This window comes from Rhodonellum psychrophilum GCM71 = DSM 17998, assembly GCF_000381545.1.
Lineage (GTDB): Bacteria > Bacteroidota > Bacteroidia > Cytophagales > Cyclobacteriaceae > Rhodonellum > Rhodonellum psychrophilum.
In genome coordinates, this window is record NZ_KB906674.1 from 363,537 (window position 1) to 386,616 (window position 23,080).

A 23,080-nucleotide genomic window follows, 5' to 3' on the forward strand; every position below is an offset into this window, starting at 1 on the left:
GGATACTCAAGTTACTTCTGTCCCTATTTTTTAAATTCCCCATCCACCATTCTCCAGATTTTCAAGGGATTGCCTTCTCTAAGTGCATCTGGCAGAAGGATGTCCGGCATGTCCTGCAAGGCGATCGGGCGCGCAAAGCGTTTGATTGAATACACCCCTACTGAAGTACTTCTGCTATCGGTCGTGGAAGGGTATGGTCCACCATGATGCATGGCATAACCCACTTCCACCCCTGTCGGAACACCTTTGTAAAGCATTCTCCCACATTTTTCTTCCAATAAGTTAATCAAATAGAGCTGGTCTTTCAATTCCTCCTCTTCGGCCCAGATGGTCACGGTGAGTTGTCCTTGGAGTTTTTGGGCGATTTCCAATAGCTCGTCCTCACTTTTATATACCACCATCAAAGCAAAAGCGCCGAAAACTTCCTGCTGGAATTTATTGTCCTTCAACCAGTCTTTCGACTTGATCTTGGCAAGGGCAGGATGGCCTTTGATCAAATCCTTGGCTGCGGCTACCTTGACCCATGCCAATTCGTTTCTTCCCTGAAGGTATTGAAGTGCAGAATAATAGCTTTCGGCAATTCCTTCATGCAGCATGGGCGCCGCCGTGATATCTTCCAATTCACTTTTCACCGCATCCGCAAATTCCTTTTCCAAGCTTTTGGGAACAAAGATCAATCCCGGGTTCGTACAAAACTGGCCGGCTCCCAAAGTCAGCGAGCCCACAAAAGATTTTGCGGCACCCACAATATCGTTTTCAAGTTTTTTGGGGAATGTAAAAATAGGATTCACAGAACCCATTTCTGCAAAAACCGGTATGGGCTCCTCCCTTTGGTTGGCCAAGTCGAACAAAGACTTTCCTCCCACATGCGAGCCAGTGAAAGCCACCGCTTTTGCCATGGGATGCTTTACCAATGCCTGACCAGTCTCCACGCCGCCTTCCACTTGCTGGAATAGTCCACTGGGAAATGCGGAATCTTTTACCGCTTTTTGGATTATCGAAGAAACAAGTGTGGAAGTTTTGGGATGCGCTGGATGTGCCTTGTAGAGCACAGGGCAACCGGCAGCCAATGCAGAAACCGTGTCCCCTCCGGCAGTGGAAAACGCCAAGGGAAAATTACTGGCACCAAACACGACTACAGGACCCAATGGGGTCAAAAATCTTCTCAAATCCGGCTTTGCTGCGGGCGTTCGGGTCGGATCACCATGGTCAATGGTGGCTTCCACCCAGGAACCCTCCTCCACCAAATTGGCGAACAACCTGATCTGTCCACAGGTCCGGCCCAGTTCGCCGGTGATCCTTCCTTCCGGAAGATTGGATTCCTCTGAGGCAAGCGGGATCAATTGGGTCTTTTCCGACTCTATTCCATCCGCAATCTTCCTGAGAAAAGCAGCTTTCTCCTTTCCCGGAACATTTTTGTAAAAAAAGAATGCTTCTTGGGCTTTTTGAAAGATGGGGTCGTAGGTCATGGTTTTTTGGTTTGAGGTGAAATAAAATATAATAAAATGCATCTTCCCATTAATCCCCATGATTTTGGGAGGGTGGCGAAGATACCATTGCTTGCAAAATTTTTATGCGTACAAAATAAAATGGATCCAATTTCAGGTTGCATCTCTGATGTACAAATTAGACAAAATGAAGCAAATTCCTGTGGGAAAGGGAGATTTAGAAAGGTGAATTGATTTCAACCAAGGCTTTTCTCAGCATTTACCGTTTTAGATGATCGGCCGATGCTCAAGGCCTCTCTTGATGATGTTTTCCACTTTTATTCTCTCTTCTCCTACCAAAGTCAATCGCGGGGCACGGACATATTCGGTACCGATGCCCGCCATTTGTTCTGCCAACTTGATGTATTGGACCAGTTTCGGGTGGATATCCAACTCCAATAAAGGTAAGAACCAGCGATAGATTTTCAAGGCTTCTTCAATTTTTCCCTCCTGCAAAAGATTGTAAATCGCAACGGTTTCCTTGGGGAAGGCACAGACCAATCCGGCTACCCATCCCGAGGCGCCCATCAGCAATTCTTCCATCGCCAAAGTATCCACTCCACAAAGGATATTGTACCGATCTCCAAATTTGTTGATCATCCGCGTGACATTGGAGATGTCTCTGGTGGATTCTTTTACGGCCTGGATATTTTCACAGTCAAGGAGGTCCTCAAACATGGGAAGTGTCACAAGTGTCTTGTAATCCACGGGATTGTTGTAAATCATGATGGGAAGCCTTGTGCTTTTCGCTACCGCCTTGAAATAAGTGACCGTTTCCCGGGCATCTGCGGCATACCGCATGGGTGGAAGCAGCATGAGACCGGAGGCACCCAATTCTTCGGCTTTGTGCGCCCAAAATATTGCATCTTGGGTCGCTCCCTCAGCGATATTCAGGATTACGGGGAGCTGACCATTGAGCTCTTTGATCGTTTCCTTGGTCAACACCATTTTTTCTTCCAAGCTGAGCACACTGGATTCCCCCAAGGTGCCCCCCAGAATAATTCCATGTACGCCTGCTTTTACTTGGGCTTCCAGGTTTTTGAAAAACATGTCCATATCCAAGCTTCCATCCTGGTGAAACTTGGTGGTCACTGCGGGGAATACTCCTTTCCAATTCATAGTTTTCGTGGTTTTTATCAAAGGTAGGATGCCTTTTAAAAGTTTTTATACACTGAATTAATGAATACTGGTATTATATTGATTTTATTTTATGAATTAATTCTAATATTGATTAATATCATATTGAAATGTCAAAAATCATCCCATTCAAAATCCCCAAATCCCAGAAGGAGTTTCTTCGCTTCCAAATCGACGAAGGCAAACACTTCTATGGCAAGCTACACCAGCATCCAGAGTGGCAATTGACGCTGATTTTGGAAGGAAAAGGACAGTTGATGGTCGGGGATTATCTGGGAAGATTCGAGCCCGGTGATATTTATCTGTTGAGTTCCAATGTGCCCCATGTTTTTAGAAGCGATGAGGAATATTTTGCCAGTGAAAATCAAAAAAAATCACGCAGCAATACCCTTTTTTTTGATTTTGATGCTTTGGGAAAAGAGATATGGGCAGTGGAGGAGTTTTTGGCACTCAAACAATGGATGATGACCATCAAAGGCTGCTACTCCATCCAAGGCAAAAAAAAGGAGTCGATCGGAAGATCTATCCAAAGATTCGGAGCAAATGCTGGGCTGGAGAAATTTCTCGCTGCCCTGACGATCCTAAAGTCCTTACAGGAAATGGAAGCATTGGTACAGCTCAATCAAATGATGCCTGGTAAAGATTATTCTGAGCTTGAAGGGAAGCGGATGGGGAATGTCATGCAGTTTATTTTGGCCGAAAGCCAAAGAAACATCGCCTTACACGAAGTGGCAGAAGTGGCCAACATGAGTAAAGAGGCTTTTTGTAGGTTTTTCAAGGAACGAACAGGGAAAACCTTCACCGAATTTCTCAACCAACTGCGTATTCACAAAGCTTGTCATCACCTTCAGGAATCTGATTTGTCCGTCTCCCAGATTGCTTACCAAACTGGATTTCAGAATCTTTCCAATTTTAACCGGGCATTTAAAAAATATACGCATCACACTCCAAAAGCATTCAGAAAGCAAGTCCAATTTTAATCGATATGAAAAAAATACTCCTCTTTTCCCTTGTCATACTGATGGGTTTTCAGGCGACTGCCTCAGAACTCTATGAAGCCATCATGGCCTATCAGGCAGACCGTTCTTCCCTGAGCCGAAAGTACAGCAACCCGCTTTCGGAAGAATATTTCCTGAGAATGGAGCAATTGTATAGAGATTGGATGGGGAATCTGGAAGCGTTGTCTTACGATTCATTTTCTGAAGACGGGAAAACGGATTACTTGCTTTTTAGAAATCATCTCGAAAAACAAAGTTATTTCCACAATTCGGAATTTCAAGAATACAAAACAGTGGCCCATGTGGCTGGTTTTTCATCGCACCTCCAGGCTTTTTATACCAATAGAAGAAAAGCGAAGCAGCCAGAATCGCCCAAACTTGCAGCCGCTTTTGAAGATTCCCATCGACTCATGCTGGCGGATTGGGAAAAAATGAAGAAATCCAAACCTTTCGAAAGTTGGCAAAAGGCTGAATTGGCGGCCAATGTCATTGCGGCCTTGAGGAAGAATACGGAAGAGGCCTATAATTTTTACTTTGATTATGATCCGGAATTCACCTGGTGGATGCAGGAGCCTTTCGCAAAGGTGAACAAAGGCTTGCAGGAATACGAGGCATTTTTGAAAACCCATTTTGAAAATACGGTGATCAAAGATGATGGCAGCGGAATCATCGGCAAACCGATAGGGAAGATGGCCATAGAAAAGGAGCTTGAGTTTGAATTCATCAACTACAGTCCCGAAGAATTGATCAAGGAAGCTGAAAAACAATATGCCTGGTGCGAGAAGGAAATGCTGAAAGCATCGAATGAACTGGGATTTGGCAATGACTGGAAAGCAGCTTTGGAGATGGTGAAAAACACGTATGTTCCGGCGGGTGTTTGGCCGGGAATGGTGACGGAAATGGCGGATGAAGCGATTGCTTTTTTGGAGAAATATGATCTGATCACAGTGCCTGAGCTCGCCAAAGAAACCTGGAGGACGAGTATGATTTCGGCTGAAAGACAAAGGGTAAGTCCTTTTTTCTTGGGTGGTGAGGAAATCCAGATTTCGTATCCCACTTCTGACATGACGCATGAAGAGAAAATGATGAGCATGCGGGGAAACAACCCCCATTTTTCAAGGGCGACGGTTCAACATGAGTTGATTCCCGGTCATCATTTGCAGCAGTTTATGAACCAACGCCATCATCCGCACAGGAGATTGTTCAGCACGCCATTTTGGACTGAGGGCTGGGCTTTGTATTGGGAATTCAATCTTTGGGACAAGGACTTTCCAAGATCGGCAGAGGATCGAATCGGGATGTTGTTCTGGAGAATGCACCGTTGCGCAAGGATCGTTTTCTCCCTCAACTATCATTTGGGAAAGATGAGTCCGCAGGAATGCATCGACTATTTGGTGGAAAAAGTAGGCCATGAACGGGCCAATGCGGAAGCAGAAGTGAGAAGATCCTTTACCGGAAGATATGGGCCACTTTACCAAATTGCCTACATGATCGGAGGGTTACAGTTTTATGCGCTGAAGGCGGAATTGGTCGACACGGGAAAAATGACCGAAAAAGCCTTTCATGACTTTATCATCACCCAAAACACCGTACCCGTGGAATTGCTTCGGGCCAGGATAAAAGGAGAGACTTTACCGAAGGATTACAAGAGTTCATGGAGGTTTTTGGATTGATGGAATATTCTTGATTCCTTTTTTTGCTTGAAGAAAGAGCTCGAGTACGAAAAAACATAAATAAAAATTCACCTCAACTTCGATTCTGATTCCGAGGTTGAGGTGAATTCATTCAGCGGATATTTTCCTAATTCTTTTTAAGGGTGATGATGACGATGCCATTCTTTCCATCTTCACCCACTTTGTCAGTTGCGGCTTTTCCTTTTAAGACTTCCATTTTTTCTATATCCTTCGGATTGATGGCATTGATGTCTTTGGTTCTGGTCAACTTGCCTTTTTCAGAAAGATAAAAGTTTGGCTTTGGGCCTTCACTCTCTCCACTTTTCACCGTAATGGCAAAAGGAGAAGAAGCATTATCACCTGTTTTTTGGCTTGCATACCCTGTTACACGAATCCCCTTGGTTTCTTTAAGTAAATCAACCTGGTTTTCATTCAGCTCATTCTTAATGGCCACGAGGTTGGTCAGCTGCTTCTTTTTCAAGTTGTTTTCTATGGCAAGTACCACATCCATCTGTTTTTGGACGGCATCCTGGTTGACTTTTGTTTCGCTGAGTAAAGCCTTTAACTTTGAGTTGGCAGCATCCAAATCCCATTTCAGGGTGCTGAATTCTCCTGCATTTACACTGTGTATTTTTTTTATTTTATCTGCCTGTTGATCAGTCAGAGAAATTTTATCCCTGTTTTTCATGATGAGATCAGCAGGGAAAAGGTCTCCTTGAAAGATATCCTGTGCCTGCGCAATTCCTGTGACAGATAAAAAGGCGATTAAGATTAACTTTTTCATAGTAATTCGATTTTGGTTAAAATTCTGTAAGTAAGGAGGAAGAAGAAGCTTCCCAGCTATCCATGGATGTCGTGGACTCTATCGAAAATTGCAACTCATTGTTCTTGTCTTGTATCAGCGAAATGATGATGATGTCCTCTTCCAATTTATAATCGGAATCGATTGGCGTAAAATACCAGATCCCCATAATCAAAGACGCAGCGATCCCAATGGGAACCCAAAGCCAATTTTTGGTCTTGGGGAATTTTGGAAGGGGAGGGATTTGGGATTGGGCATCCTGCTTCTTCATTTCTGCGAAAAATCCCTGCAATTCTAAATCGGTTTCTTTATCTGGCATTTTCATGGGCTTGCTTCTTTAGAATGAGTTTTTTGAGATTGGTTTTTCCACGATCATAATGTGTTCTGGTAGAACCAATGCCGATCTCCATTACTTCAGCGGCTTTCTCCAAGGTCAGTCCGTGGTAAAACACCAGTAACAAAACCTCCTTTTGCCTCAATGGGAGCATTTGGATGAGCTCTTCATGGGATTCGGCTATAATGGGTGCCGCGTTTTCCGGAATGTCAAATCCATCTTCCATCCTTATATGATTGTTCTCCTTTTTTCGCCACTCCGACGCTGTAAATCTTACCACCGAAAACAACCATGTTTTCACCTTGGATTTTTCATCAAACTTGGCGGTACCCTCAAGGATTTTCAAATAAACGTGCTGGAGAATATCCTTTGCCTGTTCATCATCAAATCCACAGCATTGTCTTGACCAGAAATAGGCTTCATGGTGAAGTTCTTTAATGATTTTTTCCAGCTGTGGTTTTTTCATGCTTATCCCTTAGTGTCTAAAATCAGGATTTATATGACAGTGGCAAAAAATAAAAGTGAAAAAAAGCATCCATGACCCAATCCATGCTTCTGATAATGAAAAGTATGAAATAAAAAAGCCTTTGATTGCTGGAAAAATCCAGAAACCAAAGGCCTTTACGCATCTAATCTTTAGTTCAATCAACAGGAAAACCTTTGGCAGACCACCAGATTCCGCCCAGGATGTGTTTTAGGAAATTGTCATCCAAAAAGGATTCATCTGTATGTCCCAAAGCGGTGTAGAAAATCCGGCCGCCATCGTACTCATGGGTCCAAGACATCGGGTGAAATTCGCCCATTCCACCTTTAGGGTCATAGGTTCTTTCGTCTGCAGTGATCAATACCGTTACGTCTGGATTGAAGTTTTTGAAAGCATACAATTCGTCTGTCCATACCCATTTGGCAGGCAAATGATAGGTGGAGGGATGTTCGCGGTTGATGACATTCAACTTCAATGTTTGTTGGTGAGGGTGGTTCATGAACTGGGCACCGATCAGTTTGGTGTACCAAGGCCAGTCGTATTCGGTGTCGGTGGCACTGTGGATGCCCACGATTCCCTTACCACTTTGGACAAATCTTTGGATGACTGCTTTCTGTTCTTCATTGAAAATCGTACCGGTGGTACTCATCAGGATGATGACATCAAAATTTGCGAGGTTCTTGTCCGTGATATAATCGGCGTCTTCCGTGGAATGCATGTCAAAGACATTTTCCCTGGAAAGTTTTTTTATGGCCATGACCCCATCTGGGATGGACTGGTGCCGGAACCCCTTGGTTTTGCTAAATACCAAAGCCCGGAACTGGGCATTTCTTTGGCCAAAGGACATTTCCACAGTGCCGATGACCATAAAAAGTGCAAGCAACATGGAGGTTAAATAGGTTTTTGAGTTCATGTGGGTTTGTTTATGTGTAAATTACAAGATACCAAGTACAATGGTAATTCCATAATTAAAAACCGATGGTTTGCATCCCTTTTCCATTATCGGTAATGATCTCTTTTGAGAAAAAGTAAAAGTGGATTGGGCCAAAAATGGTTTCTTCGGTTTGAACCCGAAGCGTGTTTTCGAATTGACTATTTTACCAAATCGAATTTCACCGCAGCCTCTTTCCTTGAAAAAGCATTGAAATGCCACCATTCGGAACCGATTCCCGTAAATCCACCATGTTTCATGACTTTTCGGAGGATTTCTCTGTTGGCCACATGTTCCTTGGTGATTTTTCCTTCTCGAAGCATTTGATTTTCCCTGTCGGGATAGGCGGGATACCCAAAAAAATCATATCCTGTTCCCATGTTTAGCGCTTGACCGGATTCTTGGTAGGCTAGTGTCAGGTCCACAGCCACACCATAATTGTGTAATCCACCGATTTTTGGGTCGGCAACATACAGCGGTTTGAGACTGTCGGGTTTGTCCAAATTGTCCCAAAGGATTTGTTGGACGCTCAGCGGTCTGACCCCGTCATAAACCAAAAAGGTGAGTTCCGGATGTTCTTCCTTGAGTCTTTGGTGGGCTTTCTTAAGCATTTGGGCCACTTCCTGTTGGATATATGCCTTAGTCAAATCGCCATAGACATCCTGACCAAAAAAATTGTCCGTAGTTGAATATTTTAACTCCACAAAAACCCCTGGGATTTCGGTTTCAATATTCACCAATCCCGCCTCGATCAGGCTTTGTTCCAAATCACCGATGGATTCAACATCAATTGGCTCAGCAATCACTTCCTTCGCTATTTCCACTGATTCGGCTGGAATTTCCATTTCCTCTTCAGTCACAGTTTTTGGATTGCATTGGAAAACCAATGCAGAGACCACAATAAGAAAGAAGCGTTGTTTTATGGACACAGGTTTAAAGCGTTTTCTTCAAGATCGTTGCACTTGCCTGCGCAGTGGGTAGGATGACGATGTCTGCCATGACCACATGAGCCGGTCGCGTCACGGCGAAGGCTATGATTTCGGCAATGTCAGCAGCCTTCAAAGGGTCATAACCTTGGTAAACCTTTTTTGATCGGTCTTCATCCCCTTTGAAGCGGACCAATGAAAATTCTGTTTCGACAAGGCCTGGATGGATTCCGATGACTTTGATGCCAAATGGATTGAGGTCCATCCGCATGCCATTCGTGATCGCATCGACCGCATGTTTGGAGGCACAGTACACATTTCCGTTTGGATAGACTTCTTTTCCTGCGATGGAGCCAATGTTGACGATGGTCCCTGATTCTCTTTCCACCATACCTGGCATCACTTCCTTAGAAACGTATAGCAATCCCTTGACATTGATGTCCATCATGGCATCCCAATTGTCCACATTTCCGGATTGGATGGGATCCATACCGTGGGCATTTCCAGCATTGTTGATCAGGACATCGATGGCTCTCCAAGATTCAGGTAGTGAGGCAAAGGCTGCTTTCACCGCCTCTCTATCCTTGACATCGAAGCAGAGTGTAAAAAGTTGGGCTTCTTCTGGTAGTTCCGCCTTGAGCGCTTCCAGTCTTTCCTTTCTCCTACCTGTGGCAATGATATTGTACCCCAAGTTGGCTAGGGAAAGGGCAGTGGCTTTTCCTATTCCTGAGGTGGCGCCTGTAATGAGTGCTATCTTTTTTTTCATTTTATTGAAAATTCAAATACAGCGTGATGCTTTTTCTTTTCAGGGATTCGATTGCTCCGGCAAATTCCGAATCAGAAGCTTCCGGTCGGTACATGTTGTTCAATCCATGGGAGAAACGAACCTCGGGAGAGAATTTGAAGAATTTGAAATAAAGATCGAATCCGATACCCATGTCCACGGTGAAATCTCTTCCTGTGGTGACCAAGCCCTCGATATCCGCCTCATCTTGATCTTTTGTCCTGAACATGGCGCTTCCTCCGGCAGTAAAAAACATCCGGGAATTGTTGAATCTTTGTGCCTTGTATTTGAGAAGTAAGGGGAATTCCACCATGGTGGACTCTGTTACGATCGTTCTTGAATTGCCTTGCGGTGCTCCATCTATGGTGTTGTCGAGTTGAACGTTGCCAAAGAAATTGATATCTGTCTTAAATTCGTAGAAAGCCACTTTTGGGGTAAAGAGGATATTGAGTTGATCGTGTAGCCTAAATGTGGTCAGGAAACCCAGCGAAAAACCCGGTGTATAGACGGGCATGATACTCTGTACCTGTCCCAAAACCGCATTTTGGGAATTGAGAAATTCTTCTGAATATTTCAGCCTCCAGGAGTTGGTGTGGGTGGCAAGAAAAAAACCATAAGAAATGGCTTTTTCATCCTGACCAGCCGTGCTGATGGCATTGAATCTGGCTTGGGCAAAAAGAGAGGAACTGGTGAAAAGAAGCAGGAAAAGACTCGCTGCTATTTTTCTCCGATGTAAATTGAGCTGATGCCGAAGGTCAGGGGTTTGCATTTTGTGTTTTTAAAACCAACTTTTTCTAATACTTCCAGAAAATCATTCCCGTCCGGGAAAGCCTGTACCGACTCTGGCAAATAGGTATAGGCGGAATCATCTTTTGAGACGAGTTTACCGATTCGAGGTAAAATATATTTGAAATAAAAATTATATCCTTGCTTCATTGGGAATTTCTTTGGCTTTGAAAATTCCACGATCACGGTTTTTCCTCCAGGTTTCAACACCCGATACATGTCGGCAATTCCTTTTTCCAAGGTTTCAAAGTTTCTGACTCCAAATGAAACGATGACGGCATCAAATTTATTATCCTCAAAAAGGAGCTTTTCGGAATCACCCATCTGAAGATCGATGATATGTTCCAAGTTTCGCTTTTTCATCTTTTTTCTGCCTTCTTCCAACATTCCTGCCGAAATATCCACACCGATGATTTTATCGGGGTTGAGGGCAAGTGCCTCGATCGCAAAATCTCCGGTACCTGTGGCAATGTCCAAAATCAGTTTGGGTTTGTCTTTTTGGAGCAATTTGATTGCCTTTTTCCTCCAAATAATATCGATTCCCAAGCTGAGCACATGATTCAACAAGTCGTACCGCTTGCTGATGTTGTTGAACATTTCCGCAACCTGCTCTTTTTTGCCTTCCTGTTTGTTTTTATATGGGACTACTGCCATGTACTTTTATTAAATGATGGTGCAATATTACTAATAAACCTGCGCAATGGAAAAATGTTAAGGATATATCCACTTTCTATATTCCAATGCAGCGGGGGGGAAATGGTAGAATACGGCTATTTGGGACGAGAAACCAGAGCATTTTGAATCTTGAAAACAAAGTTAAAGGGCTGGATTTGGATTCCTGCTGGTTGATTTTGGACTGAAAGCCTTATATTTGTGTTTAAATTAAAAAACAATGATCAAAACTGCCACCTTTTTAATCAGCAACACGGACCATGAAAAATGTCCTGCACCCAATAAACCAGAGTTTGCCTTTATCGGCCGCTCCAACGTGGGCAAGAGTTCTTTGATCAATATGCTCACCAATAACAAAAAACTAGCAAAAATCTCCGGAACCCCGGGAAAAACACAGCTGATCAATCATTTTGATATTGATGGGAAGTGGTACATGGTCGATTTGCCAGGTTATGGCTTTGCTAAGGTCAGCAAATCCCTGAAGGCCGATTGGGATAAAATGATCAAAAGTTATTTGACCAGCAGGGAAAATCTCGTTGCTGTATTTGTGCTGATCGACAGCAGGTTGGACCCCCAGAATCCTGATTTGGAATTTCTCACTTGGTGCGGAAAGAATGGGGTTCCCGTCGTGATCATTTTTACCAAGGCGGACAAACAGTCCAAGACCAAGACACACGCCTCTGTGGATAAATTCCTCAATGCCTCCGAAGCGATTTTCCAAGAAGCGCCACTTTATTTCATTACCTCCGCTGAAACAGCCGATGGAAAGAAGGATGTGGTTTCTTTTATAGAGGAACAAGTGAAAGAATATTACGCAACACCAAACTAAGATTTGGGCTTTATCATTGAAAGTCTATCTTTGCAGCCTGATTTAAGCAAACGATCATATGAAATTTAAAGAATTAGCAACAGTATCCGGCAAGCCCGGATTGTATAAAGTCTTAAAACCAACCAGAAGCGGCGTTATTCTCGAAGCTTTGGATGAAAAGAAAAGTAAATTGGTCGTCGGTGCCAGTCAACGTGTTTCCATTTTGAGCGAGATCTCCATCTATACCACGACGGAAGAAGGTGCCATCGCATTGGAAGACGTGATGAAAAAAATCGAAAAGGAATTTAAGGGAGATCTTGGTGTTGATGGTACTGCCGATGCGGATGAGCTGAAGGCATTCCTCAAGCATGTCCTTCCTGAGTTTGACGAAGACAGGGTATATGCTTCCGATATCAAAAAATTGATCACTTGGTACCAAATCATCAGAAAGCAGGTTCCGGAATCCTTGGAGGAAGTGGTTGCTGAAGAGGGCGCAGATGCCAACGTTGAGTCTTCGGAAGATTCAAAAGAGGCTTAATTCCCTTAGGTATTTAAGCTTTCTTTACGGTTGAATTAACAAACGAAGCGGAAATTCATTGTGAATTTCCGCTTCGTTTGTTTTGAGCATTTTTCAAAATCAAGAATTGATGGAACCTTCCCTACTGCAAGAAGCCATACAGCTCCTTCAAAAGGATTTTGACCTTCCGGCCGTTCAATCCGAACTGACCGAGGAGCAGCTGATCATTTTATTTACCCCCGTGCTTCAGCATCTCCTCAACAGGGATTTTGAGCGCTTGCTTCAAATTTGTTACAAAATAGACTTGGGCGAGAACACCTTCAAACACATCCTGCACGAAAGTGAGCCCAACGAAATGGCTTCCGATTTGGCAAGAGCCATCATCGCCCGACACAAGTTGAAAATCGAAATCCGCAGAAGGTATTCCGCAGGCTGATTGACACCGGATCAATCCCACAAAAGCCTTTGGTTTTGAGTAGGAAAACCGTTTATTTTTCGTGAATACTTTCTTGTTTCACCTCCAAAAAAGATTCCGCCTCCACTACCATTTTGGTGGATCCAATGTAAAGAGGCGTTCTTTGGTGGAGGGAATTTGGAATGATGTCCAAAATTCTATCTTTCCCGTCAGTTGCCCTTGCTCCAGCTTGCTCTGCGATAAAAGCGAGTGCATTTGCCTCATAGAGCAGCCTGAGTTTTCCGGTTGGGGATTTTTTGGTTTTGGGATAAATGTAGATTCCGCCTTTCAGAAGATTCCTGTGAAAATCCGCCACCAAGCTGCCGATATAGCGGGCATTGTATTCTTTTCTTTTGCAATGATCGAGGTAAGATTTGAGCCCATCTTCAAAGGAATGGTAGGACCCTTCGTTGATGCTGTAGATTTTCCCGGTTTTTGGAGCGCAGATATCGGGATGGGAAAGGAAAAATTCTCCAAGGGATTGCTCGTAGGTAAATCCATTCACACCGTTGCCTGTGGTGTACACCAACATGGTGGAAGAACCATAAAGCACATATCCAGCAGCCACTTGCTGGTTTCCGGGTTGCATGATGTCCTCCGGTTGGATAGGGCTTCCAGTGGGTGTTACCCTGCGGTAAATTGAAAAAATGGTCCCAATTGAGATATTGACATCAATATTTGAAGATCCATCCAGTGGATCGATTGCGATCACGTATTTTCCGGAGCTGTTTTGAAGGTCGATCACTTCATCGTCTTCCTCAGAGACCACTGCGCAGACTTCGCCTCCTTTGGTCAATGCTCGTGTAAAGCGAATGTTGGCGATCACATCCAGTTTTTGCTGCTCTTCTCCCTGAACATTGGTTTGGCCAAAGGCCCCTCCAATATTGGAAAGACCGGCACGATTGGTTTCCCGATTTACTATCTTTGTCGCCAAGGCAATGTCCCTGAGCAGTTGGGAAAGTTCTCCCGAAGCAAAAGGGAAATCATCCTGTTTCTTCTTAATAAATCTGTCCAGGGTTACGCCTACAGAATAGGCTAAAGTGGAATTGTCTGGAGTGTAGGGCTTGATTTTCATGTCTTTTAAAAATACAATTTTTGAGTTTAATAGTGGAAAATTACAATTAATATTTTGATGTCAAAAACAATTGTGTTCAAATTTGGGGGTGCATCTGTAAAAGATGCGAAATCCATCGAAAACCTATTCAATATTTTATTCAATCGATTGCGAAATCGTACTCTCATCGTTATTTCGGCGATGGGAAAGACGACGAATGGTTTGGAAGAGATTTTGAGATTGAAATTAAATGGGGATTTGACATCTTCGAATAGTGCAAAAATAAAGGATTTTCATTTGGGCATTTGCCGAGAAATATTCCCTCCGGAAAGCATGATTTTCTCGATCATCGAAAATCTTTTTATGCAAATGGACAGGGATCTGGACAAGCCGCTTACGCAGGAGAATTATGATGCCTATTATGATCAGATTGTTTCCTATGGGGAATTGCTCTCTTCTCGGATTTTGCAGGAATATCTTTGTTTCAAGGGGATATTCTGTATTTGGCAGGATGCCCGTGAAATCATCTCGACCAATAGCAATTACCGTTTTGTAGAGGTGGATTGGGACAAAACGAAAAACCTTTGTCTGAAACATTTGGGATCCAAATTGGAGCAGTATCCTGTCGTTACCCAAGGTTTTATCGGTGCGGATCCGAAAGGCAAAACGACTACTTTGGGAAGGGAAGGCTCGGACTTTACTGCCGCGATCCTTGCTTTTTGCCTGAATGCACAATCAGTCACCATTTGGAAAGATGTGGATGGTGTCCGAAATGCCGATCCAAAACGGTTTCCCGACACGGTCAAGTTTGAGGAGTTGGATTATCGGGAAGCTGCAGAGTTGGCATTTTACGGAGCCTCCGTGATCCATCCCAAAACAATCAAACCGCTGGCAAACCTGTCCATTCCTCTATATGTGAAGTCATTTTTATCACCAGAAGCTGTCGGCACCAAGATCTGTCAGGTTTCAGAGCCGATGCACATCCCTTGCACCGTGGTCAAGGACAATCAGATTCTGGTGAGTTTTAGAGTGACGGATTTCACTTTCATAGCAGAATCCCACATTCATCGGGTGTATGAAGTCCTGAAGAAGCTCAAATTGAAGGTGAACATGTTGCAGGTATCCGCCATCAGTATTTCCATCGTCATTGATATGGAAATGTTTGCCTTGGATCAACTCATTTCCACACTCCAAAATGACTTTTCGGTGAAATACAATGATGCCCTTCAACTGATTACTGTAAAAAACCAAAATGCAGATTTGGTGGAAGCACTCCTAAAAGGGAAGGAAGCATTGTTGGAACAAGTGACAAGATCCACCTTTCAATTTGTCCATAAGCCCTGATTGCAGTCGGAGCGATTGGTTCAGTTGGCTTGGTCAAGTGAGCTTTCCGGAATCTTAAAAAATATAAGGTGAATCCGGCTCAGACGAAAATTTTATGTTCGGATTTCAAATGTTCAAGAAGGCTGTTGATGGAATCGTCCAGTATGTTGTAAACCAAGTCAAATCCATCCTCATTTCCATAATAGGGGTCCGGCACATCGATGTGATCAGGATCCGATTGGAATTCCCGCATCAAGAACACCTTTTTGTGCTTGAGTCCGGATTGTTTGATTTGTTCTTGAATGTTGGATTTGTTGGAATCGTCCATCGCAATGATATATTGAAATTCACGAATATCCACCCTGTGGATCTGTCTCCCCCGATGGTCGATGGGGATATTGTTTCTTTTGGCGCACTTCAGGGTTCGCTCGTCCGGCAACTCACCAATGTGGTAATCAGAGGTTCCGCAACTGTCACTGGAAAATTTATCGATAAGATTCTGTGCTTTTAACTTGTGATTGAAAATAGCTTCAGCCAAGGGAGACCTGCAGATGTTGCCCAAACACACGAATAATACTTTGATCATAAAAAAGACTGATTGCTATTTATTAATTGAAGTAAAGACCAAGTTAAATAAATTTTAACAACCCCACTCAAAGTTGGCAATCTTATCGGAATAAAAAAGAAAATTATTTACGAAATATTATTCTTAATAATCTGACATGCTGTTCAATATAAGGATATAACCTTTCAATACCCCCGTATTTATAAGGGTAAAACCCCAAAAACACAAAACACACAAAATATTATTTGGGATAAATTTTGTGATTATGTCAATAAAGGATACCTTTGTGTAACAATTCGCAAATGATAATGGTTATCTATTAGAAATTATTCAATGAATCTGGAATTTGTCAAAAATAAAGTAACACAAAGTGGATTAAAATTCACCCACCAGCGGATGGTGATCTACAATGCGCTTTACAATGCCGAAGAACATCCTACGGCAGAGTTGGTTTTTGATCAAATAAAGTTAGCCAACCCCACAGTTTCATTGGGCACGGTCTACAAAACACTGGATAGCTTTGTACAAGCCGGGATCATCCAGAAATTCATGGATCAGAATGGTTTGATGCGTTTTGATGCCATCGTGGAGGCCCATAGCCATCTTTATTGTATGGAATCCCATGAAATCAGAGATTACCGAAATGTAGAATTGGAAAAATTGCTGAATGAATTCATTCAATCCCATCCCATAGCGGGTTTTCAGGTGGATGAGATTTCGGTGGTTTTCAAAGGATTTAAAAAACCGGAAATCTTCAATTAGAACTTTATAAACAAAAACAATAATATTATGTCATTAGTAGGAAAAAAAGCACCCTTATTTTCTGTTCCAGCGGTAATCAATGGAGAAGAAATCGTTGAGAATTTTTCTTTGGATCAATACCTTGGAAAAAAAGACGTTGTTTTCTTCTTCTATCCAAAGGATTTTACTTTCGTTTGTCCAACTGAAATTTTGGCTTTCCAAGAGAAATTGGGTGAATTTGAAAAAAGAGGCGTAGCTGTTGTGGCTGCATCTACGGATTCTGAAGAATCACATTTGGCTTGGTTGAACCTTCCAAAAGAACAAGGCGGTATCATGGGTGTTACTTACCCAATCGTAGCCGATGGCGCGAAGACAGTTGCCCACAACTTTGGCGTTTTGGCTGGCGAATGGAATTATTCAGAAGATGGAGAATTGACTTTCGAAGGAGCTCCTGTGGCTTATAGAGGTACTTTCTTGATCGACAAAAATGGTGTTGTAAGACAAGAAACCATCAATGATCTTCCATTGGGAAGAAACATCGACGAAATGATCCGTTTGGTAGATGCCCTTCACCACGTGGAGAAATTTGGTGAGGTTTGTCCAGCCAACTGGGAAGATGGAAAAGAGGCAATGAGTGCAACCAAAGAAGGTGTTGCCGCTTATTTGAGCAAAAATTGATACAAGCTTTAAATTAAGAATCAAAACCCTGGCCTCGGTCAGGGTTTTTTGCTTTTTGGGAAGATCGGTGGTTGAAATGGAATCTTTATGGACTGTATTGCCTATTTTTGCTCCGATGAAGCCAATTTATGATTTTTCCACCCATCTTTTTTCCACCTTGGCAAAAATAGCCACAGGGACCAATTCCAAGTTGGGGAAATTGGTGGACGGTAGGGAAAACCTGTTTGGGAAGCTTGCCGAATTCAGGAAAAACTTTACTGCCCCGATTGCTTGGTTTCATGTCGCCTCTTTGGGGGAATATGAGCAAGCAAGGCCGGTAATCGCGGAATTGAAAAGAAAAATGCCCGAATATGGAGTTGTAGTCAGTTTTTTTAGCCCCTCTGGATTTGATCACGTGTCCAATAAAAGCCAATCAGATGTGGATTTCATCACCTACCTGCCGATAGACACGCCGCGCAATGCGAAAATGTTTTTGGGGATTCTTCAGCCCGCACTTGCTTTTTTTGTGAAATATGACCTTTGGGCAAACCATATTTTAACAGCGAAAAAAATGAAGATCCCGCTCTTTTTGATTTCTGCCTCCATGCGTGCGGATCAGATTTATTTCAAGGTTTATGGGGGGTTTTTCAGGAAAATATTGGAGTCCTTTGCACATATTTTTACACAGAACAGAGAAACGATCGATTTGTTGGAAGGCGTCGGGATTGGCTGCACGACCTTGACTGGGGATACCCGATATGATCGGGTGAAGCAGATCAGCCAACACCCAAAGAGTTTTCCGGAAATAAAGTCCTTTGTGGCAGGAAAACCCGTCTTGGTGGTAGGCTCCGCTTGGGAGGAAGACATGGATTTGATTCTTCCATTTATCAATACACATTCTGAGTATTGCTACATCGTCGCTCCCCATGACATCAATGTCCAGGCAATCGAAAAATGGCAGAAGAGAATCGTGAGAAAATCCATCAAATATTCGGAAATCGGCAAAAACCAGAGCGCCGACGTGCTTTTTATTGACAATATTGGAATGCTTTCCTCGCTTTATCAGTATGCCCGCATAGCTTATATTGGTGGAGCATTTGGAAAGGGATTGCACAATATATTGGAGCCTTTAGCCTATGGCATACCGGTGGTTTTCGGGAATCTCCAAAAAGTGACTAAATTTCCGGAAGCTGAAATCAGCAAAAACCAGGGCTGTGGTTTTTCCGTGTCCACCGAAAAGGAATTTGAGGAAATCATGGGTGAATTGGAAGACCCGGAAGTGTATCAAAAAGCATGTTCTTCTGCAGAGAAACTGGTTTCGGGAAATCTCGGAAGCGCTGCAAAAATTATCCAATCAGTTATGGATCAAATAAAAAAATCATGAAGGGAAGGGTCATCAAATCCACCGGAAGTTGGTATATCGTGAAGGCAGGAGACGAATTGTTGAAATGCCGGTTAAGGGGAAAGTTCAAGCAAGACGACCTGAAGCTCACCAATCCCATTGCCGTTGGGGATTATGTGGAGATCAAAAAGGAAGCAGATCAACCAACTTGGACAATTGATGAAATCCACCTCAGGGAGAATTACATTATCAGAAAGTCTACGCGAAAGAACCATTTTTCGCATATCATTGCCTCGAACATCGATCAGGCTTTTTTGATGGTGACCTTGAATAACCCAAGGACATCCCTGGGATTTATCGATCGGTTTTTGGTCAGCACTGAAAGTTTTAGGATTCCCGCGACCATCGTGGTGAACAAAACAGATTTGATCCATAAGGAAAAGGACAAAGAATACCTTCAGGATATCCGGGAGATTTATGAACCATTGGGTTATCCGGTGTTGGAGATTTCCGCATTGAATGAAGGTGACCTAAAGGAAAAATTTCTCTCTCTTCTGAAGGGGAAAACCACACTGCTTTCCGGACATTCTGGCGTCGGGAAATCTACCTTGCTGAACAAACTCATTCCTGAAGCCCAGCAACAAACCAAGGAGATATCAAAATTCAGTGCAAAAGGTGTACACACGACGACTTTTGCGGAAATGTTTGCGCTCGAAGGGGGTGGATATTTGATTGACACACCTGGGATCAAGGAATTCGGGATTTTGGATATTGATGATAATGTTTTGTCCCATTATTTTGTGGAAATGAGAAAATATTTAGGCCAATGTAAATACAATGATTGCCGCCACCTCAATGAACCCGGTTGTGTCGTGTTGGAGAAGTTAGAGGAAGGGTATATCCATCCCTATCGATATGACAGTTACATCAATATTTTGACTGAGGAGGATTCTCATCGGTAAGGAGGTTGTCATGTTCAGGAATGGATTTGAGTCAATTTATATTCAAAGTATAGCGTGGATTTCGTCAAACTGGAACTTTCTTCTCCAAACCTTTGAATCAATCCTTATTTACTTTAATTTTCGTTCCTTATTACCTTTAAGCAGAGAAGCATGAGCGAAACAATGACCTTGGTGCTGAACCACAGGCAGATTCAGCAGAAAATCACCAGAATGGCTTTTGAAATCTATGAGCGAAATGTTGCCGAACAAGGGGTGATTTTTGCTGGGATTTCAGGTATGGGCTATATTTTGGCAGGATTGCTGGCAGAAAAACTCAGGGAAATTTCCCCGCTAAATGTAAAGGTTGTCGAGATTCTGTTGGAAAAAGATGCGGTTGTCCAAGGCAAAGTCAGCCTATCCGACGAAATTTCTTTTGACGACAAATGCCTTATCCTTGTTGATGACGTGCTCAATACCGGCAAAACCCTGGCGTATTCACTCAAGCCATTTTTGGAATCCCCCATTAAAAAAATTGAAATCGCCGTTTTGGTCAACAGAAGCCACAAGCTCTTCCCGGTTACCCCGGATTATGCTGGTCTTGAGTTGTCCACCACTTTAAGCGAGCACATCACCGTTGATCTCTCTTCTGATCAATTTTCCGTTCACCTACACTGATTTTTGAAATGTCCGTACACCAATCCTCCAATATCAAAAGAATCACTACCCATATCCTTCAGGAAATGAAATCGAGGGGGGAAAAAATATCCATGCTGACCGCCTACGATTATTCCATGGCGGGAATCGTGGATGAAGCGGGAGTGGACATCATCCTTGTAGGAGATTCAGCTTCCAACGTAATGGCTGGTCATGAAACCACCTTGCCCATTACCTTGGACCAAATGATCTATCATGCATCTGCCGTAGTTCGAGCCGTGAAGAGGGCATTTGTGGTTGTGGATATTCCTTTTGGTTCCTATCAAGGCAATAGCTCTGAGGCCTTGCGTTCAACTATCAGGATCATGAAAGAGTCTGGTGCACATGCCGTGAAGGTTGAAGGAGGTTCGGAAATCAAAGAATCTGTCATCAGAATATTGAGTGCAGGAGTGCCGGTCATGGGACATTTGGGCCTCACGCCACAATCCATATATAAATTTGGAACCTACACCGTAAGGGCCAAGGAAGAAGAAGAAGCCAACAAATTGCTGGAAGACGCAAAGTTGCTGGAAAGCTGTGGATGCTTTGCCATCGTATTGGAAAAAATCCCGGCCAAGCTGGCCAAAAAAGTAGCAGAAACGGTAACGATCCCCGTGATCGGCATCGGTGCTGGAGGAGATGTGGATGGACAGGTGCTTGTGGTGCATGACATGCTGGGCATCACCCAAGAATTCAAGCCCCGCTTCCTCAGACAATATGCGGACCTAAGGACCACCATGCTTGGAGCGGTCGAACATTATATCAAGGATGTGAAGTCAAGGGATTTCCCCAATGAATCGGAAAGTTATTGAGCCCGAATTTCAGGGCTTAGTCTTTGATGATGATTTTTTTGCTGACACTTTGCCCTTTTTCATTCACCAACTGAAGAATGTAAAGTCCCGGGGAAAGTATTGAAGCATCGATTTCCATTTCAATGTTTGCCTTTATTTCGCCATTTTCCCAAATCACCTGACCAATGCTTGTAATCAACCTTGCATTGGTCACCTGGGAAGAAATAATTTTGAAAGGGCCAGTACTGGGATTGGGGAAAACCTTCACTAAAAAATCATTCTCAGAAGGGATTTGTTCGCTGGAAATACTTTTTAAATACTGAAGTCCAGCCCCATTATTCCCTATCACAAGGTCAAAATTTTCTCCAAAGGGTTTTGGGATATGGGCAATCCATGAATTTCTGCTCAATCTGCTCTGTCCTGTTTGGTTGTCCAACAATCTTAATGAAATGGATTCCCTCACATTGCTGTTCATGAAGTTTTCAAGATAGGCCAAAACACCTCTTTGGTCGACCACATACAGGGAAGGCAATGCCCCTGAGATGAGGTGAACGTTCAGGTTTCTTGAAGCAGGATTGTCAGAAAAACCAAGAAAATCCCTTTGATTGAGTCGGATGGTGATGTCGGGTGCAAAATCCACATCGAATAGAACCAGTTCGCCGGTTTGTTTCGCCAAAAGCAGATAATCCTTTTTTTGATAGGAGAAAAACTCAAAATGATCCATCGGTCGGATGCCAGTCACGGGAATGGTCACCTCCTTTGATTCGGCAAGATTCTCCTTGTTGATCACAAACAGTTTTTTGACCAGGGCAAAATTGAGGGTGTCAGTCCCTGCAAACCATGAAGTATTCTGGTTTTTGGAATTGACAAATTCTTGGTATTGGAGATCTGTCAATCCAAGGTTTGAAAGCCCTAAATAGTCGCTTTCCTGTAGACTCCAGTTTTCATTTTCCACCTTGAAAAGGGAAGCTTTTCCCACAATTTTCCCATTTTTAAGGCTGTTGGCGGTGACAATCATTTCGCCATTGCTGCTGTTTCCCCTGAAAAAAGGTCTGGAATTTTCACCCATATCCAACATTTCTTTTTGTAAGAAAGCAGTGCTGATCAGGGATGTGTTTTCGCCCAAACTGAACTGGTAAATCGAGTTGGCAAAGTCAGTTTGATATTGTGCAGCGACTGCTGAGGAATTGCTGCTGATCAACAATTGGTTTTGGAATAAATAGGAGGTGTGGAATATTGGGAATTCCGGCAAAGGTCCCAATCCGGGCAATTCAGTCGAAAATTCATCGAACAAAGGTTGGGCATTTGTTCCTTTGTTGACCAAAAAATACAAAGTGTTGCATTGGTCCTGACCCATCAAGAGGTCCCTGATGCCATCCCCGTCAAAATCTGAATACAGAATAGAATGTCCCCCAGAATGCTGGATCCTTTGATTCTCTGGAAAATCCATTGCTCTGGAGATTGGCAAACCTGAGCAAGTGATGCCAAAGCTAAAGCTTCCGCAACCACAGAATTCAAATTTTCCCCAACGGGTTTCCGGAAAAGCAAAGCCGTCAATGTCCGCAACTCCTTTTCTTTCCACGCTGGTGTTGAGATAAAATTCCAAAAAATCCCCGGAAGCAAAATTGAACGTGGCAATATCCAGATCTCCGTCACCGTCCAAATCCATGATGATGGGGATATCCAAGTTGTTTGCCTGTAAATTGGAGCCATTGTCCAATCGAAGAAAATTCTGGGCCAATTCCCACACCGGAAATTTCCCGTTTGTGGGAGTACTGTTGCGATAGGCTTTGATCCCCAAGGTGCTACTGGTGAAAAGGTCCTTTTTGCCATCCCCGTCGAAGTCTGCCAGAACCAGAAATCCATTGACATCCGAGGGGAAATAGTAACTCATCTCCGGCAAAAAGGTAATTTCATCTTCGACAATCTTGAATACAGAAACCCTTCTGGTGTTGATGTCCCAAGCAATCAATTCCTCGACTCCATCATTGTCTACATCCATTTCCTGAAACTGGGAAGCGTTAATTCCCCCTGCAAAAGGCATCAGCAAGGATTTTTCGGCTACGGTCACCTTGACTTGTTGATCAAGTTCGAATGCGGTTTGGGAAAAAGCGAATGTTGGGAGAATCAAAAAAATCAGGACAAGGAAATGCTTCATGGGTTTGTTTCAAATGAATTCT

General features: G+C 43.3%; 25 protein-coding genes. 12 read left to right on the forward strand and 13 right to left on the reverse strand.

The features are described from left to right. Positions 1-23: 23 nt before the first annotated feature. Complete coding sequence (locus F824_RS0104820; RefSeq protein ID WP_026333502.1) at positions 24-1,469, reverse strand: aldehyde dehydrogenase (NADP(+)); 1,446 nt, start codon at positions 1,467-1,469, stop codon at positions 24-26. Positions 1,470-1,715: 246 nt separating this feature from the next. Further along, entirely contained in the window at positions 1,716-2,606 is an 891-nt protein-coding gene (locus F824_RS0104830; protein WP_019596732.1) for a dihydrodipicolinate synthase family protein, read from the reverse strand. Positions 2,607-2,734: 128 nt separating this feature from the next. Between F824_RS0104830 and F824_RS0104835 the strand changes: the two genes are divergently transcribed. Further along, complete coding sequence (locus F824_RS0104835; RefSeq protein WP_019596733.1) at positions 2,735-3,604, forward strand: AraC family transcriptional regulator; 870 nt, start codon at positions 2,735-2,737, stop codon at positions 3,602-3,604. Between the two features lie 5 nt (positions 3,605-3,609). Beyond that, a complete protein-coding gene (locus tag F824_RS0104840) occupies positions 3,610-5,295 on the forward strand; it encodes a DUF885 family protein (protein ID WP_019596734.1) in 1,686 nt (561 codons plus the stop codon). A gap of 127 nt (positions 5,296-5,422) precedes the next feature. Here F824_RS0104840 and F824_RS0104845 read toward each other — a convergent pair whose 3' ends face one another. The 8 genes from F824_RS0104845 to ubiE all read right to left on the reverse strand — a co-directional run bounded on the left by F824_RS0104845 (position 5,423) and on the right by ubiE (position 10,996). Further along, the gene (locus F824_RS0104845; RefSeq protein WP_019596735.1) at positions 5,423-6,079 is read right to left on the reverse strand and encodes a Spy/CpxP family protein refolding chaperone; all 657 of its coding nucleotides are present in this window, start codon (positions 6,077-6,079) and stop codon (positions 5,423-5,425) included. 16 nt (positions 6,080-6,095) lie between these two features. Further along, complete coding sequence (locus tag F824_RS0104850; RefSeq protein ID WP_019596736.1) at positions 6,096-6,422, reverse strand: hypothetical protein; 327 nt, start codon at positions 6,420-6,422, stop codon at positions 6,096-6,098. After that, positions 6,406-6,897, reverse strand: a complete 492-nt coding sequence (locus F824_RS0104855) for an RNA polymerase sigma factor (RefSeq protein WP_019596737.1) — start codon at positions 6,895-6,897, stop codon at positions 6,406-6,408. Before F824_RS0104855 ends, F824_RS0104850 begins: the two co-directional genes overlap by 17 nt. Before the next feature lie 175 nt (positions 6,898-7,072). Then, positions 7,073-7,828, reverse strand: a complete 756-nt coding sequence (locus tag F824_RS0104865; protein WP_019596739.1) for a ThuA domain-containing protein — start codon at positions 7,826-7,828, stop codon at positions 7,073-7,075. 179 nt (positions 7,829-8,007) lie between these two features. Continuing rightward, on the reverse strand, positions 8,008-8,769 hold the full coding sequence (locus F824_RS0104870) for a M15 family metallopeptidase (RefSeq protein WP_026333504.1): 762 nt from the start codon (positions 8,767-8,769) through the stop codon (positions 8,008-8,010). Between the two features lie 10 nt (positions 8,770-8,779). After that, a complete protein-coding gene (locus tag F824_RS0104875) occupies positions 8,780-9,538 on the reverse strand; it encodes an SDR family NAD(P)-dependent oxidoreductase (RefSeq protein ID WP_019596741.1) in 759 nt (252 codons plus the stop codon). A gap of 1 nt (position 9,539) precedes the next feature. Beyond that, the gene (gene porT / locus F824_RS0104880; protein ID WP_019596742.1) at positions 9,540-10,325 is read right to left on the reverse strand and encodes a type IX secretion/gliding motility protein PorT/SprT; all 786 of its coding nucleotides are present in this window, start codon (positions 10,323-10,325) and stop codon (positions 9,540-9,542) included. Beyond that, positions 10,274-10,996, reverse strand: coding sequence for a bifunctional demethylmenaquinone methyltransferase/2-methoxy-6-polyprenyl-1,4-benzoquinol methylase UbiE (gene ubiE / locus F824_RS0104885; RefSeq protein ID WP_019596743.1), 723 nt, complete (start codon positions 10,994-10,996; stop codon positions 10,274-10,276). The genes porT and ubiE overlap by 52 nt, the downstream gene beginning before the upstream one ends. Positions 10,997-11,234: 238 nt before the next feature. Here ubiE and yihA point away from each other — a divergent pair, with 238 nt between their 5' ends. The 3 genes from yihA (at position 11,235) to F824_RS0104905 (ending at position 12,775) form a co-directional block, all read left to right on the forward strand. Further along, positions 11,235-11,843: a ribosome biogenesis GTP-binding protein YihA/YsxC gene (gene yihA / locus F824_RS0104895; RefSeq protein WP_019596745.1), complete on the forward strand. Its 609-nt coding sequence runs from the start codon at positions 11,235-11,237 to the stop codon at positions 11,841-11,843. Between the two features lie 58 nt (positions 11,844-11,901). Continuing rightward, positions 11,902-12,360: a DUF5606 family protein gene (locus tag F824_RS0104900; RefSeq protein ID WP_019596746.1), complete on the forward strand. Its 459-nt coding sequence runs from the start codon at positions 11,902-11,904 to the stop codon at positions 12,358-12,360. Between the two features lie 109 nt (positions 12,361-12,469). Beyond that, a complete protein-coding gene (locus F824_RS0104905; RefSeq protein ID WP_031326954.1) occupies positions 12,470-12,775 on the forward strand; it encodes a hypothetical protein in 306 nt (101 codons plus the stop codon). 52 nt (positions 12,776-12,827) lie between these two features. On the opposite strand, the gene fbp is transcribed toward F824_RS0104905, so the two are convergent. Further along, entirely contained in the window at positions 12,828-13,868 is a 1,041-nt protein-coding gene (gene fbp / locus F824_RS0104910; RefSeq protein WP_019596748.1) for a class 1 fructose-bisphosphatase, read from the reverse strand. 57 nt (positions 13,869-13,925) lie between these two features. Here fbp and F824_RS0104915 point away from each other — a divergent pair, with 57 nt between their 5' ends. After that, positions 13,926-15,191, forward strand: coding sequence for an aspartate kinase (locus F824_RS0104915; RefSeq protein ID WP_019596749.1), 1,266 nt, complete (start codon positions 13,926-13,928; stop codon positions 15,189-15,191). Between the two features lie 79 nt (positions 15,192-15,270). Here F824_RS0104915 and F824_RS0104920 read toward each other — a convergent pair whose 3' ends face one another. Then, positions 15,271-15,756, reverse strand: a complete 486-nt coding sequence (locus tag F824_RS0104920; RefSeq protein ID WP_019596750.1) for a low molecular weight protein-tyrosine-phosphatase — start codon at positions 15,754-15,756, stop codon at positions 15,271-15,273. A gap of 312 nt (positions 15,757-16,068) precedes the next feature. Here F824_RS0104920 and F824_RS0104925 point away from each other — a divergent pair, with 312 nt between their 5' ends. The 6 genes from F824_RS0104925 (at position 16,069) to panB (ending at position 20,921) form a co-directional block, all read left to right on the forward strand. After that, positions 16,069-16,497, forward strand: coding sequence for a Fur family transcriptional regulator (locus F824_RS0104925; protein ID WP_019596751.1), 429 nt, complete (start codon positions 16,069-16,071; stop codon positions 16,495-16,497). A 27-nt stretch (positions 16,498-16,524) separates the two neighbouring features. Further along, on the forward strand, positions 16,525-17,154 hold the full coding sequence (locus F824_RS0104930; protein WP_019596752.1) for a peroxiredoxin: 630 nt from the start codon (positions 16,525-16,527) through the stop codon (positions 17,152-17,154). Between the two features lie 115 nt (positions 17,155-17,269). After that, entirely contained in the window at positions 17,270-18,517 is a 1,248-nt protein-coding gene (locus F824_RS0104935; protein ID WP_033405115.1) for a 3-deoxy-D-manno-octulosonic acid transferase, read from the forward strand. Further along, positions 18,514-19,437, forward strand: a complete 924-nt coding sequence (rsgA, locus tag F824_RS0104940; RefSeq protein WP_019596754.1) for a ribosome small subunit-dependent GTPase A — start codon at positions 18,514-18,516, stop codon at positions 19,435-19,437. Before F824_RS0104935 ends, rsgA begins: the two co-directional genes overlap by 4 nt. A gap of 150 nt (positions 19,438-19,587) precedes the next feature. Next, positions 19,588-20,091: a phosphoribosyltransferase family protein gene (locus tag F824_RS0104945; protein WP_019596755.1), complete on the forward strand. Its 504-nt coding sequence runs from the start codon at positions 19,588-19,590 to the stop codon at positions 20,089-20,091. 8 nt (positions 20,092-20,099) lie between these two features. Next, positions 20,100-20,921 (forward strand): 3-methyl-2-oxobutanoate hydroxymethyltransferase, encoded by an 822-nt coding sequence (gene panB / locus F824_RS0104950; protein ID WP_019596756.1) that lies wholly within the window; start codon positions 20,100-20,102, stop codon positions 20,919-20,921. A gap of 16 nt (positions 20,922-20,937) precedes the next feature. Here panB and F824_RS0104955 read toward each other — a convergent pair whose 3' ends face one another. Beyond that, positions 20,938-23,058 carry a T9SS type A sorting domain-containing protein gene (locus F824_RS0104955; protein ID WP_019596757.1) on the reverse strand — a complete coding sequence of 707 codons (2,121 nt, stop codon included), beginning with the start codon at positions 23,056-23,058 and terminating at the stop codon, positions 20,938-20,940. Positions 23,059-23,080 lie beyond the last annotated feature (22 nt).

Coding starts and splice junctions, on each gene's coding strand:
- F824_RS0104930 (WP_019596752.1), top strand. CDS start 16,525: ATGTCATTAGTAGGAAAAAAAGCACCCTTATTTTCTGTTCCAGCGGTA.
- yihA (WP_019596745.1), top strand. CDS start 11,235: ATGATCAAAACTGCCACCTTTTTAATCAGCAACACGGACCATGAAAAA.
- F824_RS0104820 (WP_026333502.1), bottom strand. CDS start 1,469: ATGACCTACGACCCCATCTTTCAAAAAGCCCAAGAAGCATTCTTTTTT.
- F824_RS0104915 (WP_019596749.1), top strand. CDS start 13,926: ATGTCAAAAACAATTGTGTTCAAATTTGGGGGTGCATCTGTAAAAGAT.
- ubiE (WP_019596743.1), bottom strand. CDS start 10,996: ATGGCAGTAGTCCCATATAAAAACAAACAGGAAGGCAAAAAAGAGCAG.
- F824_RS0104935 (WP_033405115.1), top strand. CDS start 17,270: ATGAAGCCAATTTATGATTTTTCCACCCATCTTTTTTCCACCTTGGCA.
- F824_RS0104845 (WP_019596735.1), bottom strand. CDS start 6,079: ATGAAAAAGTTAATCTTAATCGCCTTTTTATCTGTCACAGGAATTGCG.
- F824_RS0104925 (WP_019596751.1), top strand. CDS start 16,069: ATGAATCTGGAATTTGTCAAAAATAAAGTAACACAAAGTGGATTAAAA.
- F824_RS0104900 (WP_019596746.1), top strand. CDS start 11,902: ATGAAATTTAAAGAATTAGCAACAGTATCCGGCAAGCCCGGATTGTAT.
- F824_RS0104830 (WP_019596732.1), bottom strand. CDS start 2,606: ATGAATTGGAAAGGAGTATTCCCCGCAGTGACCACCAAGTTTCACCAG.
- F824_RS0104945 (WP_019596755.1), top strand. CDS start 19,588: ATGAGCGAAACAATGACCTTGGTGCTGAACCACAGGCAGATTCAGCAG.
- rsgA (WP_019596754.1), top strand. CDS start 18,514: ATGAAGGGAAGGGTCATCAAATCCACCGGAAGTTGGTATATCGTGAAG.
- F824_RS0104840 (WP_019596734.1), top strand. CDS start 3,610: ATGAAAAAAATACTCCTCTTTTCCCTTGTCATACTGATGGGTTTTCAG.
- F824_RS0104905 (WP_031326954.1), top strand. CDS start 12,470: ATGGAACCTTCCCTACTGCAAGAAGCCATACAGCTCCTTCAAAAGGAT.
- porT (WP_019596742.1), bottom strand. CDS start 10,325: ATGCAAACCCCTGACCTTCGGCATCAGCTCAATTTACATCGGAGAAAA.
- panB (WP_019596756.1), top strand. CDS start 20,100: ATGTCCGTACACCAATCCTCCAATATCAAAAGAATCACTACCCATATC.
- fbp (WP_019596748.1), bottom strand. CDS start 13,868: ATGAAAATCAAGCCCTACACTCCAGACAATTCCACTTTAGCCTATTCT.
- F824_RS0104850 (WP_019596736.1), bottom strand. CDS start 6,422: ATGAAAATGCCAGATAAAGAAACCGATTTAGAATTGCAGGGATTTTTC.
- F824_RS0104855 (WP_019596737.1), bottom strand. CDS start 6,897: ATGAAAAAACCACAGCTGGAAAAAATCATTAAAGAACTTCACCATGAA.
- F824_RS0104920 (WP_019596750.1), bottom strand. CDS start 15,756: ATGATCAAAGTATTATTCGTGTGTTTGGGCAACATCTGCAGGTCTCCC.
- F824_RS0104865 (WP_019596739.1), bottom strand. CDS start 7,828: ATGAACTCAAAAACCTATTTAACCTCCATGTTGCTTGCACTTTTTATG.
- F824_RS0104955 (WP_019596757.1), bottom strand. CDS start 23,058: ATGAAGCATTTCCTTGTCCTGATTTTTTTGATTCTCCCAACATTCGCT.
- F824_RS0104875 (WP_019596741.1), bottom strand. CDS start 9,538: ATGAAAAAAAAGATAGCACTCATTACAGGCGCCACCTCAGGAATAGGA.
- F824_RS0104835 (WP_019596733.1), top strand. CDS start 2,735: ATGTCAAAAATCATCCCATTCAAAATCCCCAAATCCCAGAAGGAGTTT.